This window comes from Hymenobacter sp. BT730 (assembly GCF_030542105.1).
Classification (GTDB): domain Bacteria; phylum Bacteroidota; class Bacteroidia; order Cytophagales; family Hymenobacteraceae; genus Hymenobacter.
Genome location: NZ_JAUOFB010000006.1, coordinates 106,177 through 119,619 on the forward strand (window position 1 = coordinate 106,177; position 13,443 = coordinate 119,619).

At 55.6% G+C, this 13,443-nt stretch carries 11 protein-coding genes; 5 read left to right on the forward strand and 6 right to left on the reverse strand.

What is annotated here, in order from left to right; translation table 11 throughout:
* The first annotated feature begins 467 nt into the window (after positions 1-467).
* The 5 genes from nuoK (at position 468) to Q4G72_RS15145 (ending at position 6,125) form a co-directional block, all read left to right on the forward strand.
* The gene (gene nuoK, locus Q4G72_RS15125) at positions 468-800 is read left to right on the forward strand and encodes an NADH-quinone oxidoreductase subunit NuoK (protein ID WP_044511864.1); all 333 of its coding nucleotides are present in this window, start codon (positions 468-470) and stop codon (positions 798-800) included.
* Between the two features lie 88 nt (positions 801-888).
* Positions 889-2,829, forward strand: a complete 1,941-nt coding sequence (gene nuoL, locus Q4G72_RS15130) for an NADH-quinone oxidoreductase subunit L (RefSeq protein WP_303312268.1) — start codon at positions 889-891, stop codon at positions 2,827-2,829.
* Positions 2,830-2,847: 18 nt separating this feature from the next.
* The gene (locus Q4G72_RS15135) at positions 2,848-3,216 is read left to right on the forward strand and encodes a superinfection immunity protein (protein WP_303312269.1); all 369 of its coding nucleotides are present in this window, start codon (positions 2,848-2,850) and stop codon (positions 3,214-3,216) included.
* Entirely contained in the window at positions 3,216-4,685 is a 1,470-nt protein-coding gene (locus Q4G72_RS15140) for a complex I subunit 4 family protein (protein ID WP_303312270.1), read from the forward strand. The genes Q4G72_RS15135 and Q4G72_RS15140 overlap by 1 nt, the downstream gene beginning before the upstream one ends.
* A 30-nt stretch (positions 4,686-4,715) precedes the next feature.
* The gene (locus Q4G72_RS15145; protein WP_303312271.1) at positions 4,716-6,125 is read left to right on the forward strand and encodes an NADH-quinone oxidoreductase subunit N; all 1,410 of its coding nucleotides are present in this window, start codon (positions 4,716-4,718) and stop codon (positions 6,123-6,125) included.
* A gap of 153 nt (positions 6,126-6,278) precedes the next feature.
* Here Q4G72_RS15145 and Q4G72_RS15150 read toward each other — a convergent pair whose 3' ends face one another.
* The 6 genes from Q4G72_RS15150 to Q4G72_RS15175 form a co-directional block, all read right to left on the reverse strand.
* A complete protein-coding gene (locus tag Q4G72_RS15150) occupies positions 6,279-7,670 on the reverse strand; it encodes an OmpA family protein (protein ID WP_303312272.1) in 1,392 nt (463 codons plus the stop codon).
* A 135-nt stretch (positions 7,671-7,805) separates the two neighbouring features.
* Positions 7,806-8,600, reverse strand: coding sequence for a 3'-5' exonuclease (locus Q4G72_RS15155; protein ID WP_303312273.1), 795 nt, complete (start codon positions 8,598-8,600; stop codon positions 7,806-7,808).
* A 158-nt stretch (positions 8,601-8,758) separates the two neighbouring features.
* The gene (locus tag Q4G72_RS15160; protein ID WP_303312274.1) at positions 8,759-8,971 is read right to left on the reverse strand and encodes a hypothetical protein; all 213 of its coding nucleotides are present in this window, start codon (positions 8,969-8,971) and stop codon (positions 8,759-8,761) included.
* A 28-nt stretch (positions 8,972-8,999) separates the two neighbouring features.
* The gene (locus tag Q4G72_RS15165; protein ID WP_303312275.1) at positions 9,000-9,650 is read right to left on the reverse strand and encodes a response regulator; all 651 of its coding nucleotides are present in this window, start codon (positions 9,648-9,650) and stop codon (positions 9,000-9,002) included.
* 96 nt (positions 9,651-9,746) lie between these two features.
* Positions 9,747-12,752, reverse strand: a complete 3,006-nt coding sequence (locus tag Q4G72_RS15170) for a sensor histidine kinase (RefSeq protein ID WP_303312276.1) — start codon at positions 12,750-12,752, stop codon at positions 9,747-9,749.
* Positions 12,753-12,989: 237 nt separating this feature from the next.
* On the reverse strand, positions 12,990-13,376 hold the full coding sequence (locus tag Q4G72_RS15175; RefSeq protein ID WP_303312277.1) for a hypothetical protein: 387 nt from the start codon (positions 13,374-13,376) through the stop codon (positions 12,990-12,992).
* Positions 13,377-13,443 lie beyond the last annotated feature (67 nt).

The following is a 13,443-nucleotide window of genomic DNA, read 5'->3' on the forward strand; positions in this document are numbered from 1 at the left end:
CAGAGTAAGTAATCTTCTCATAAGCAGCAAGTAATATGAAGTAGGTTAAGCAAATTCAGTATGGAAGTGCAATTTGAGAACTTTACTACTTATAAAGTAGACTTAGTATAGTACAGAATGAGATAATTATCATTTTTTTGCTTTTTTATAAATATTACTATAAATTTTATATAAATAGGTCTATTATATTTTTGACCCTGTTCGTACTGTGCGCGCTTTATAATCCGGCTTATCTTTATAAGTAAAGCGAGAATAAAGTGGAAGGCTAACTTGTTGAATCCTAGTAAAGTTCAACTCCTTAAGAAAAACCCAAGGCTGATTATTGCTTCCTCTGTGGGAAATGTGCTACACTGCAAATGCAGCAATAGCCTGGTATGGATTTCCCGATTTTCAGGATACCTTTGCCAGCTAATTGCCCCGCCCTGTCCAGGTAGTGCGGGGCTTCGTTCCGCCGTCAGCCTTCCCGCATGGATCAGAACATACCGCAGGTTATCCAAACGGTTCCTCTTCAGTACTACGTCTTCTTCGCTACTGCCCTGTTTTCTATAGGCGTGCTGGGCGTTCTTACCCGGCGCAATGCCATTATTATTTTTATGTGTGTGGAGCTGATGCTCAACGCCGTAAACGTGTTGCTGACGGCCTTCTCGGCCTACCGCGCCGACCCTAACGGACAGGTATTTGTATTCTTCATTATGGCCGTGGCCGCTGCCGAAGTGGCGGTGGGTCTGGCTATTATTGTAATGATTTACCGGAACCTGCAGAATACTGACGTCAACCTGCTCAACCGCCTGAAGTTCTGATTTCGCTTCTGCTCTGCCAAGCAGCCGGAAGCCTCTATAAGGCTCCCCGCTCTGCTCCGCAGGACTGAAACAATTCTGCATCTCTCTTATGCAAGAAACTGTAATACCCGCTGCCGGCGCGCCGTACTCTACTTTGTTGTACGTCCTGATTCCGCTGTTGCCGTTCCTGGGCTTTCTCATCAATGGTCTGCTCAACCGCCGGCTTTCTGGCACCGTGGCCGGGCTCATCGGTAGCGCTACCGTACTGGGCTCGTTTGCCATTTCGGTGTTTCTGTTCCTGAATTTCCAGTATCAGTACACCGTCACGCTGTTCGACTGGATTTCCGTCGGCTCCCTGCAGATTCCCTTCTCCTACCAGATTGACCAGCTCAGCCTGATTATGCTGCTGCTGGTAACGGGCGTGGGTTTCCTGATTCACGTGTACAGCATCGGCTACATGCACCACGATGAGAACGTGGGCAAGTTCTTCTCCTTCCTGAACTTGTTCATTTTCTCGATGCTGGTGCTGGTGCTGGGCGCCAACTTCGTGATTCTGTTTATCGGCTGGGAAGGCGTGGGCCTCTGCTCCTACCTGCTCATTGGCTTCTGGAACAAGAACACCAGCTACAACAACGCCGCCAAGAAAGCCTTCATCATCAACCGCGTCGGCGACCTGGGCTTCCTACTTGGCATCTTCCTGATCTACCTCACCTTCGACTCCGTACAGTACGCCGAGGTATTCCAGAAGGCCAGCACCCTGCAGATTGGCACCATGACCGTGACGGCCATTACGCTGCTGCTGTTCGTGGGTGCCGCCGGTAAATCGGCCCAGCTGCCGCTCTACACCTGGCTGCCCGATGCTATGGCCGGCCCCACCCCGGTTTCGGCCCTGATTCACGCCGCCACCATGGTTACGGCGGGTATCTATATGATTCTGCGGGCTAACGTGCTATTCACGCTGGCTCCCCATACGCTGGAAGTCATTGCCATCATTGGGGCGGCTACGGCGCTGTTCGCGGCCACCATTGGGCTGGCCCAGAATGATATTAAGAAGGTACTGGCTTACTCCACCGTGTCGCAGCTGGGCTACATGTTCCTGGCGCTGGGCGTTATGGGGTACAGCACCAGCCTGTTCCATGTGCTTACCCACGCCTTCTTCAAGGCGCTGATGTTCCTGGGCGCGGGCTCCGTGATTCACGCCATGAGCAACGAGCAGGACATGCGCCGCATGGGCGGCCTGCGCAAGGCGCTGCCCATCACCTTCATTACCTTCCTGATTGGCTGCCTGGCCATTGCCGGCATCCCTCCTTTCTCGGGCTTCTTCTCGAAAGATGAAATCCTGCTGCACGTGTATGAGCACAACAAAGTGCTGTACGCCGTGGGTCTATTCACCGCTTTCCTGACGGCTTTCTATATGTTCCGGCTGTTGTTCCTCACCTTCTTCGGTGAGTTTCGGGGCACCCAGGAGCAGAAGCACCACCTGCACGAGTCGCCGGCCAGCATGACGCTGCCGCTGATTATCCTGGCTATTCTGGCTGCTGTGGGCGGCTTCATGAACGCGCCGCTGGTGCTGGGCAAAGGCTACCTGGCCGATTATCTTGCTCCCCTCTTCACCTACTCGCAGCGCCTCAACCCGGCCGCTTTTGGCGCCGAGGTTGACCATGCTACCGAGTACATGCTTATCGGCCTTTCGGTGGGTGCGGGCGTGCTGGGCATCCTACTAGCCTACGTGCAGTACGTGAGCCGCGGCGTGCGCCCTGTGGAAGATGGCGAGTCACGCGGCTTCCTCGAAAACCTGATTTATCACAAGTATTACATCGACGAGCTGTACAATGCCCTGATCGTGCGCCCCATTATGTGGCTCTCGCGCGGCCTGTACCGCTTTGTGGAACAAGGCATCATCGACCCGGTGGTAAACGGCTTCGGCCGCGTAACGATGGGCGGCGGACAGCTGCTGCGCTACGTGCAAACCGGCTCCGTGGAAACCTACCTCATCCTGATGGTGGTGGGTATCGTGCTGGTGCTGGCGCTGAATTTTGTAAAGTTTTAAGTAACCTAACTCTGTTCTATGCGCGGTGTGCTGTTGTTTTTGGGAGATTTTGGCAGTGTAGAACTAATGATCATCCTGATCATTCTTCTTCCTATTGTTTCCGTTCTGCATTTCCTGCCTTCTATTATCGGCTTCAAACGTCCTGATAGGCTCCTGATTTTTTTGGTTAACCTGCTAGCTGGTTGGTCTATCATTGGCTGGTTTGTAGCACTGTATTTAGCTCTCCGCAAAGCCCCAGTACCTAATCCTTTTTCATCTTCTTCTGCCTTCACTGGTACTTCTGCAACTTCGGTAGCAGATGAGCTAGGAAAGCTGCGTGATTTACGCAACCAGGGCGTATTGACCCAGGAAGAATTTGAGCGTCAAAAGAACAATCTGATTAGCTAATGCTCACTGTCCTCCTTCTACTTTGGCCCTTGGCGGCCGCCCTGCTGCTGCACTTTTTCAAAGGCAGAGCTGCCCGGGTGGCGGCGCTGGGCGCGGCCCTGATTGAATTTGTTCTGGCAGCGTATGCGGCCGTGCTCTTCAGTAATAACAATACCGGTCAGCTCTCCTTCAACCACGACTGGATTGCCTCCGCAGGCATTAACTTCCACGTGGGCATGGATGGCCTAAGCCTCCTGCTTGTGCTGCTGACAGCTTTCCTAGTGCCGATTATTCTGCTGGCTTCCTTCCGCCGCAACTTCGAGAATGAGTCGGTGTTTTATGCGCTGGTGCTGTTCATGCAGACTGGCCTGATTGGCGTATTCACGGCTCAGGACGCTTTCCTATTCTACTTCTTCTGGGAAATAGCCCTGATTCCGATTTACTTCCTGGCCGGGGTTTGGGGCGGCGTGAACCGGTCCCGCGTCACCTTCAAGTTCTTCCTCTATACTATCGTCGGCTCGCTGTTTATGCTGGCGGGCTTCGTGTATCTGTATTTCCAGACCGGGCCCGCTGCCAACGGTCTAGCGGCGCATAACTCCGAGCTGGCCTCGTTCTATAACCTGAACCTGCCCGCCGAAACCCAATCCTGGCTGTTTTGGCTGATTTTTGCGGCCTTCGCCGTGAAGATGCCCATCTTCCCCTTCCACACCTGGCAGCCCGATACCTACACCGAAGCGCCGGCTCCGGCGACCATGCTGCTCTCAGGCATTATGCTGAAAATGGGTATTTATGGTACCATGCGCTGGCTATTGCCGGTGGTGCCCATGGGCGTAAATCAGTGGCAGAATCTGGTGCTGATTCTCTCTATCATCGGCATTATTTACGGCGCTATCATTGCCATTCGGCAGCAGGATATGAAGCGCCTCATTGCCTATTCCTCCCTCTCGCACGTGGGTTTGATGGCAGCCGGGGTATTCTCACTCACGCAAATCGGGTTGCAGGGCGCCAGCATTCAGATGCTGGCCCACGGCGTGAACGTGGTGGGCATGTTCTTCATTGTCGACGCTATTGAGCGCCGCACCGGCACCCGCCTGATTCCTGACCTGGGCGGTCTGACGCGCCAGGCGCCGGTACTCACGGTTTGCTTCCTGGTGCTGTTACTGGGTACTGTAGCGCTACCGCTCACCAACGGCTTCGTAGGTGAATTCCTGCTGTTGGCCGGGGTATATCAGTATAATGCCTGGATGGGTGCTGTTGCCGGTGTTACCATTATACTAGGTGCTGTATACCTGCTGCGCATGTTCCAGCGCGTGATGCTGGGCCCGGACTCGGCGCACACTGCCACCTTCACCGACCTTACCGGCTCTGAACTGGCCCTGCTGGTGCCACTTATCATGCTGGTTTTCTGGATTGGCCTGTTCCCGAACACGTTCCTGCACCTGTCGGAAGGCAGCGTGATGAGCATTTTGAACGAGGTAGTAAAACGCTAAGCTTCTGCTTCGCTCTATATTGAGACGAATATGAATTCCATCATTCTACTTTCCGTTCTGGGCCTTGCGAATCTGTTTCTCGGATTCCTGCGCTCCAACCGGCTCCTGTTGCCCGCAGCCATGCTCATGCTGGCGGTGGTGTTCGGGGTGAACCTTATTGACTGGAACGCCGGCGCCCAGACGTTCTTCAGCGGGATGCTGGTTATCGATAATTTCTCGGTAGCCTTCACCGGCATTGTGGTACTCACGGCTCTAGTGCTCCTACCCTTCTCGCAGAAATACGTGCGCGACGGCGAGGCTAACCTAGCCGAATACTATTCGCTGCTGCTGTTCTCGCTGGTAGGCGCCATTATGATGGTGAGCTACAACCACCTGCTGATGCTGTTCCTGGGTATCGAAATCCTGAGCGTGGCCATGTACGTGCTGGCCGGCTCCGATAAGCGCAACCTGCGTTCCAACGAAGCCGCCCTGAAATACTTCCTGATGGGGGCATTCTTCACCGGCGTGCTGCTCTTCGGCATGGCGCTGGTATATGGCGCTACGGGCACCTTTGAGCTTACTAAAATTGGGGAAGCAGTACTGATTCCCGCTAATGCCTCGCTGACGCCCATGCTGTACATCGGCATGCTGCTCATGCTGATGGGCATCGGCTTTAAAGTATCGGCGGCGCCATTCCACTTCTGGACGCCGGACGTGTACGAAGGAACGCCTACCTTCTTCACCGCTTTCATGAGCACGGTGGTAAAAACCGCTGGTTTTGCTGCCTTCCTGAAATTGCTGGTGCAGGCCTTTCCGGCCGCCTCGGCTATGGGTATCTGGCTGCCTACCCTTACAGCCATGTGCATACTCACTCTGCTCATTGGCAACGTGGGGGCGGTAGCGCAAACCAGCGTGAAGCGTATGCTGGCGTACTCCAGCGTGTCGCATGCGGGCTACCTGCTGATTGCCCTAGTGGCCTTTAACGGGCAGTTGCAGGGGGCTTCGGCTAATGGCATTTTCTTTTACTCACTGGCTTACTCTATAGCTACAGTGGCAGCTTTCGGCGTATTGAAGCTGGTATCAGATTCCCGCGGCCGCGAAGACTACAACGGGCTGAATGGTTTGGCCAAAACCAACCCGCTGCTGGCCTTCGTGATGACGGTAGCCATGCTTTCCCTGGCTGGTATCCCGCTCACGGGTGGCTTCTTTGGTAAGTTCTTCATCTTCTCGGCCGCTGTGGAGAATGGCTATATCTGGTTGGTCGTGTTTGCTGTGGTCATGTCGATGGTAAGCATCTACTACTATCTGCGCCCTATTATTGCCATTTACATGCACGATGCCGACGCTGATTCCGCACAACCGGTTTATGTGAGCAGCTTTCAATCAGCCGCTCTCCTTTTGCTGGCGCTGCTGACGATAGTGCTGGGTGTGCTTCCCGGCCTGGTAAGCGGTATTTTGTAGGTCAAGACCAAGCTGATACCAGCAAACAAAAAGAGCGGCCCATATGGCCGCTCTTTTTGTTTGCTTATGATGGCACATTTTCTAAATACGCTCGCAAAGAAAAGCCCATTCTCATTGCTGAGAACAGGCTTTTGCTGGTATCTAAAACCGACGCTACTTTTTCGTCACGCGCACATCTACGCGGCGGTTCTGCGCGCGGCCTTCGGGGGTATCATTGGAGGCAATGGGGTGCTCCTGCCCATAGCCTTCCGCCGCCACACGGCCGGCATCAATACCGCTATTCATCAGCGCTTTGCGGGCAGCATTAGCGCGGTCGGCGCTTAGCGTTAGGTTCATATCGGCCTTGCCTACATTGTCTGTATAGCCGCCAAACTTAATGGCGGCGTTGGGGAAGGCTTTCAGGATGGCGGCTATGTTCTTTAACTGCGCCTGCGACTCGGCCGTGAGCGTAGACTTACCGGTATTGAAGTACACCCGGTCCAGGCTGAACCAACCCTGGGTCTTGTCGTCGCTCACCGTCATGGTGGCATCGTTGAGGAAGTTGAACAGACGGGCTTCCGTGGAGTTGGACCCTACATTAAGCACCGTGCCATCAGAAAGCTTGATTTCCGTAGTGGAGCCAGTGTCATAGATGTAATTGCCGGTAGCCTTATCATAGCGGCCTGTGGGAGCGGTAGCCGGTGCGGCTGGCGCCATACGGCTGGTCGTGTCCATCGGCGCTTCCGTGGTGGTAGTGTCAGTGGTGTCTGGTTCCCGGTTGCAGCCCCGCATAAAGTACCAGAGCGCGGCCAGGGCCAGTAAGGCCAACAACAGCCAGGGCCAGCGGGCAGGGGTGGCTGTGCGCTCCGGCACGGAAGCAGCACCCCGGTTGGTATCCGATGGATTCCGGGCGGCCGCCGACATCGTGCTGCCCACGTTGCGCGCCGCCCCGGCCGCAGCATTTCCCACGCTGGCGGCGGCCCCGGCAGCGCCCAGTCCCAGACCGGCTAACATATTACCTAAGCCACCCGGCAAACGACTCAATGCTCCGGACAGGCTATTGCGCTGGCTGTTGATATACGTGCCAAAGCCTACTTCATCCAGATTGTTCTGCGCCGCGTGGCGGCCCATTAGCCCCAGCCCTACCGGCACAGCCATGCTTAACAGACTATGAATAGAAGAGCTTTTTACGCCAGCCTGTTGCCCTATCTGCTCTATGGCAGGGGTATAGCTGCTGCCCAATACCGAGCGCAGGAGTTCGGCACCGCGGTTTAACAAGCCGCCATCAGCATCGGCAGTCATTGTGCTGCCGCGGGTCATGCCTCCAAGTAAGTCGCCCAGATTACCCAGAATGCCAGTGCTATGCGCCTGCCGGGCCATCCCATATACCTCAGCCGTGCCGCCCGGCTGCTGGGCACGGCCAAACAGAGCGGCCAGGGCCAGCGGAATAACGCTACGCAGGGCCGTACCAACACTACTTTCACTTTCGCCCAGCGCAGTGCTGGTTTGGTGCACCGTGTCGCTGCTGAAATAGCCTTCAACAAGCTCAAGTAAGTTCTGGCTCATGGTAGTAGGGTTTAGGGTGAAGAATCTCCCTACTTACGTAGCCATACAACCAAAGGCTATATATAAGCCTAAATATTCATGATTATATCCAAATTTTTTCAGTCCATTTTGTCTTATTACCCTGACCGCCCTGTTTCAGACGCGGCGCATCACCGCCGCTACTTCGTCGGCATACACAATGGCCTCGTCGCCAAAAGGCTCTTCGCCCCTAAATTTCTGCAGAACCCGGGCTGTGGTGATGATATCCTTCTGGCAGTAGTGCACGATGCGCGGTAAGTCTTTCTCGTTGTAATACACCCGGGCTACATCGGCCCCACTGATATCATCTTTGGGGGTAGGAATGCCGAACATGGCGGCCAGTAGCGCCAGGGAAGTGAAGGATTTTCGGTCACCAAACTTCCATAGTTCCATGGTATCCAGGTGGTTAATCTCCCATGGCTTTTTGCCGGCCACGTCCAACTGGGGCGGCAGTTGCAGGCCGTTGATAAGCAAGCGGCGGCCCAGGTAGGGGAAGTCGAATTCTTTGCCGTTGTGGGCGCACAGCAGATATTGGGGCTTGCGGGCCAGCAGGGTAGAAAACTCGCGCAGCATCGTTTTCTCATCGTGGTCGGCAAAGCTTTTCACGCGGAAGCGCCACCGCTCCTCCTGCTTGTCAAAGAAGAAGCAGCCCACGGAAATGCACACTACTTTCCCGAACTCAGCGTAAATCCCGGCTTGCTCAAACAACGAAGACGGGTGTAGATGAGCAGGTATTTCTGTCACGTCGGCAGCGCTGGAGTGCCAGCCTTTTTCCCGGCGCAGGGCGTGGCACTTATGCTCCCACAAAAGCCGCAGCATGTCATTCAGTTCATCGTGGCAGCCTACGCAGGGCACGGTTTCAATATCGAGAACGAAGACTTGATCCAGAGAAACTTTGTGCAGAATCTGCATAACGGGGCGCGGCTAACGGTATTCGGATTCCGAAGATACTTTTTTTAGTAAGCTGCACAGAAGAATTTTAACGGAAGAACCAGGCACATAGAAACGCCCGGCCCAGAACTTGCGTCCTGAGCCGGGCGTACGCGGGGCACCCCGTGCAGCCAGGGCGCCTAAAGTTGCTGAAGCCTGTTGGCTGCTAGGCCAACGCGGGCCGGTGCAGCATCCACAAACCCAATAGCATAATGGAAATGGTAGTAGTCGAGGAGGAAGCCGCTGGTTTCATAGGTAAGGCCACCCGCTCCGGAACCCTCCGTTACGACCCGGATTTGCCGAAGCAAGTGGCGAAGGGTAAGTTGGGCTGCTTTGCCGGCATTGTCAATCACATGAATATGTGATGCGCTTGCCTGCAGTTTAGGTCAGCCCCTGGCGCAGGGCCTTGCTCACGGCTTCCGTCATGGAGCGCACGTGCAGTTTTTCGTAAATTTTTTTGATGTGTGAACGGACAGTATCCAAACTGATGCCACGGTCGGCGGCAATCATCTTGTAGCTGTAGCCTTCCACCAGCAAGCCCAGAATCTCCTGTTCGCGCGCACTCAGGTTCGCCGGCGACTCATCAGGCACGGCGCGGGGGGGCACCCGGGGAAACAGCTTGAGCACCTGGCGGGCAATGGCCGGCGTCATGGGCGCGCCACCCGCCCGCACTTCTCCAATGGCTTCCAGCAGCTTGGCCGGCGGGGTTTTCTTCAGCAGGTAGCCGTCGGCCCCGGCGCAGATGGCATCAAACACCCGGTCGTTTTCGTCGAATACTGTAAGCATTACCACATTTACGCCGGGGGTAGTGGCTTTAATGCGCCGCAACCCTTCAATGCCGGTAATGCCGGGCATATCGATATCCATTAGGACTACATCAGGCTGCAATCGGGCTATGTCAGCTTCAGCCTGGGTACAGTTGCTGAGGGCACCAGCCAACTCCAGCCCCGGCGAGCCGCCCAACAGCTGACTCAGGCTGGCGCGCAGGTCGGCGTTGTCTTCGTAAATCAGAACACGAGTGGGCTTATCCATAGCAGAAAGGAACGAATGGGCGGGTAGAGATTTTACCGAAGATACTGGAAGGGACGCCTGGGCGGCTTCACATAATAATGTGAGTAGCCAGCCGGTTTAGCTGCTTAAGGGCACACTCAGTAGCAGCTCGGTGCCTTGGCCCGGTGCGGTCCGGATTTCCAGTTTGCCGTGCAACGTTGCGGCGCGGGCCCGCATGTTGGCCAGACCGTTGCCGCCACCCTGGGCAGGCGCTTTCATATCAAACCCTACCCCGTCGTCGCTCACTGTCAGTAGCAGGCGGTTGTGCTGGTGGTCGAGGTGAATGGTGGCTTGCTGACAGTTGGCGTACTTGGCCAGGTTGTTTATGGCTTCCTTGAAAAGCAGATAAAACTCCCGGCGGGCCCGCATTTGGAGGCGCAAGCCCTGCACCTCGGGCGTTACAGTAAACGAGAAGTCAATGCCACGGGCTTCCAGCACCTCGGAGGCAAAGATGCGCATGCGCGTGGTCACGGCTTCCATGGAATCATGCGCGGGGTTGATAGCCCATACAATATCATCCATGGAGTCCAGCATACGGCGCGAGCTTTCCCCTATCTGATCCAGCAGCGCCGCTGCCTGCTCCGGGCGGTTTTCATGCTGATGGTTGCGGGCCAGCTGACTTAAAATGGAAATGCTGCTGAGTGTAGAGCCCATATCGTCGTGCAGGTCGCGGGCAATATGGTGGCGCACCCGCTCCAGGGCCAGCAGTTGCCGCACCCGCACCCGATATAGCAGAAACAGCACCGCAAAACCTGCCCAGCCGGCTACCACCCGAAACCACCATGTCTGGTACCAAGGCGGTGTCACCATAATTTTCAACTGGGCTCCCTGCTGGTTCCATACCCCGTCGTTGTTAGCAGCCCGCACCTGAAAGGTATAGGTACCGGGGTCCAGGTTGGTATACGTTGCCTCCTGGCGGGCGCCGGCCTCAATCCATTTTTCATCAAAGCCATGCAGTTTATACTGGAAGCTGTTCTTGGCAGGCAACTGATAATTCAGGGCCGCAAACCCAATGGAAAAGAAGTTATCGTGTGGGCCCAGGTGCAGGGTACGCCGCTCCGTAATGCTGGTATCCAGGGGCACGGGCTGGTTGAACTTTCGAAAATCGGTGAGCACAACGGGTGGTACTACGGCATTGCTGGGTACTGTGGCGGGCAGAAAGCTCAGCAGCCCGTTGCTCCCGCCGAAGTACAGGCGGCCATCGGCGGCGCGCAGATAGGAGCCAGCGTTGAACTCGTCCTGTAGCAGCCCGTCGCGGGTATCGAAGGTGCGGAAGCGCTGCGTGGCGGGCGTAAAGCAGGCAATACCCAGGTTAGTGGATAGCCAGATGTTGCCGCGGTCATCTTCCGCCATACCATACACCACGTCATTAGGCAGGCCCTGCGGCTCCCGGAAAGTGGTGAAGAGGCCTTTTCCCAAGTCATCGAGGCGGTTCAGGCCGCCACCTTCGGTCCCAATCCATAAGGTACCGTTGCGGTCCTGCAGAATGCAGCGCACAAAATTGCTGCTCAGGCTGCGGGGCTTGCCGGGCACGTTGCGGTAGGGCACGCACTTCCCGGTGCGCGCATCCAGCAGAACCAGCCCGCCACCGCCAGTACCCACCCAAAGGCGTTGCTGCCGATCAGTGTACACCAGCCGTACATAGTTAGTCCCCAGGCTGGAGGCCGGCTGCCGGGGGTCGTCGCGGAATACGGTGCAGCGGCCGGTGACGGGGTCCAGTAGGTTCAGGCCGCCCTCCGTACTCACCCACAACTTACCGGATCCAGCCGGACTAATGGCCCGCACCGCATTGTCGCTGAGCCTGGCGGGCTCAGTAGATTGATGGCGGAGGTGCGTGATTTTGCCCGTAGCGGGGTTCAGGCAGTCGAGCCCACTGCGCTGAGTACCTATCCAGAGGCGGCCTTCAGTATCAAAGCACAGGGCCCTCACAAAATCCTCGCTCAGGCTCTGCGGCTGCCGGGGGTTGTGTCGGTACATCTGGCGCTGGCCGGTAGCAGGATTGTAGCTAATAACGCCCTGCGTTTCGGTACCGGCCCACAGGCGGTGTTGGGCATCTTCAGCTACGGCCCAAACGGGCTCCGGTTTTGCCGTCAGCGGCACCGGCACAAAGGCATTGGGGCGGGGCGAAAACGAGCTGACGCCGGCATCTGTCCCTACCCACAGCAACCCATTCCGATCCTGAAACAATGCCTGCACCGTATTATCAGGCAGGGAGTAGCTATTGCCGGGGCGGTGCTGATAAACGGTAAAATCATTTGTAGTACGGTCCAGCAAATGCAGGCCTTCAGTAGTCCCTACCCAGAGTCTGCCCTGCTTGTCCTCTACCAGCGCGCGCACTTCGTTGCTGCGCAGACTCCGATTATTACGCGCATCATAGCGCCAAGTAGCGGGAGGTTGATGACCGGTGAGAGCTACGCGGCGCAGGCCATTGGTTTCGGTGCCCACCCAAAGCAAGCCGGCCTGATCGGGGTATAAGGTGGTAACTGCAGAGGAGGAAGACCAAGCCGGATGCCCCACTAATTGCTGCTGTGCAGTATCCAAATGGCACACCTGCCCGGCCCCGGTACCTACCCAGATGCGCCCCTGCGCATCTTGGGCAATGGCCCGAATGGAGTTAAGACGTGGGTTGGCCGGCGCGTTGCCGGGGTGGGCAAATAGCTGAAACCGGCCGGATTTGGGATTGTAGCGATGCAGCCCGCCTTCTGTGCCGGCCCATATCGTGCCCGACCGGTCGCAGAAAACGATGCGAACAAAGTCATCCGTTAGGGTGCCAGTCTGGCTTTCCTGGTGCTTGAAAACCCGGAATTTGCCCGTAATGGGGTCAAAGCGGTTCAGGCCGCCGCCGCCGGTGCCAATCCACAGGGCACCCTGCGCATCCACAGCCAATGACAGGATAAAGTTGCTGCTCAGGCTCCCCACTTGTTGTGGGTCGTTGCGGAATACTTTGAAGGTGCTGCCATCGTAGCGGTTCAGGCCATCCTGGGTACCCATCCAAAGAAAGCCGCGCCGGTCCTGCACCACACTGTACACGCTGTTTTCCGACAGGCCTTGCTCCGCAGTGAGGGTGCGGAACGTGAGAGGCATAGTAGGCTGGGCTGAGGAAATCCCCGCCAACAGGACCAGAAATGGCAGAAAGAGAGCAGGTAGAAAGCTACGGTTCATGCTGATTTGGCGAGCACCCACAATGCAGGGCCGGCTCGTCAAAGCTAGCAAAATAGGTGGCTGGCGCTACTCCTGCCGTGCCCAGGTTTTTCAACTAAGCAATTTCGCAATTATGATTAGGAGAATACTCTCCGAAACATGCTTCCACTTATGGTTAGCTCACAGACTCAACCATTCATTATGTGGTGGCTCACCACAATAGTAGACAATGTCACATTCTCCAAATATCAGTACGATACCCTCTGCATAGGGCCCGATTTGATCTAGTGCCATTGCAACAGACATTTCCTTTCCATCCAATTTCTTATCAACAGAAATGATATAACAATTGGGTGCCTTTGATAGTCTCGCAACCTGTTTTAGAATATCCTCCTTATAAAATGCATTTGCTCTCCTGAGTTTACTGTACTCGAAATCCTGTCCGTGGTAAAGCATGTTGAGGAATTCACCTCGGCGCTTCGGTTTCTCAATAAAGCTTAGGTATCGTTGACATTTATTACTGACCACATATTTATTAATAAAGACTGTTTCTAAAGCGAAATTCATAAACTGAAGGTAAGAGAAACAAAAAACGGCGCTACTAAGGGCGCCGTTTTTAATAGCAACAAAAGTA

What these genes read in the sequence shown, in the direction of transcription:
- nuoK (WP_044511864.1), top strand. Translation starts at nt 468, where the DNA reads ATGGATCAGAACATACCGCAGGTTATCCAAACGGTTCCTCTTCAGTAC.
- nuoL (WP_303312268.1), top strand. Translation starts at nt 889, where the DNA reads ATGCAAGAAACTGTAATACCCGCTGCCGGCGCGCCGTACTCTACTTTG.
- Q4G72_RS15135 (WP_303312269.1), top strand. Translation starts at nt 2,848, where the DNA reads ATGCGCGGTGTGCTGTTGTTTTTGGGAGATTTTGGCAGTGTAGAACTA.
- Q4G72_RS15140 (WP_303312270.1), top strand. Translation starts at nt 3,216, where the DNA reads ATGCTCACTGTCCTCCTTCTACTTTGGCCCTTGGCGGCCGCCCTGCTG.
- Q4G72_RS15145 (WP_303312271.1), top strand. Translation starts at nt 4,716, where the DNA reads ATGAATTCCATCATTCTACTTTCCGTTCTGGGCCTTGCGAATCTGTTT.
- Q4G72_RS15150 (WP_303312272.1), bottom strand. Translation starts at nt 7,670, where the DNA reads ATGAGCCAGAACTTACTTGAGCTTGTTGAAGGCTATTTCAGCAGCGAC.
- Q4G72_RS15155 (WP_303312273.1), bottom strand. Translation starts at nt 8,600, where the DNA reads ATGCAGATTCTGCACAAAGTTTCTCTGGATCAAGTCTTCGTTCTCGAT.
- Q4G72_RS15165 (WP_303312275.1), bottom strand. Translation starts at nt 9,650, where the DNA reads ATGGATAAGCCCACTCGTGTTCTGATTTACGAAGACAACGCCGACCTG.
- Q4G72_RS15170 (WP_303312276.1), bottom strand. Translation starts at nt 12,752, where the DNA reads ATGCCTCTCACGTTCCGCACCCTCACTGCGGAGCAAGGCCTGTCGGAA.
- Q4G72_RS15175 (WP_303312277.1), bottom strand. Translation starts at nt 13,376, where the DNA reads ATGAATTTCGCTTTAGAAACAGTCTTTATTAATAAATATGTGGTCAGT.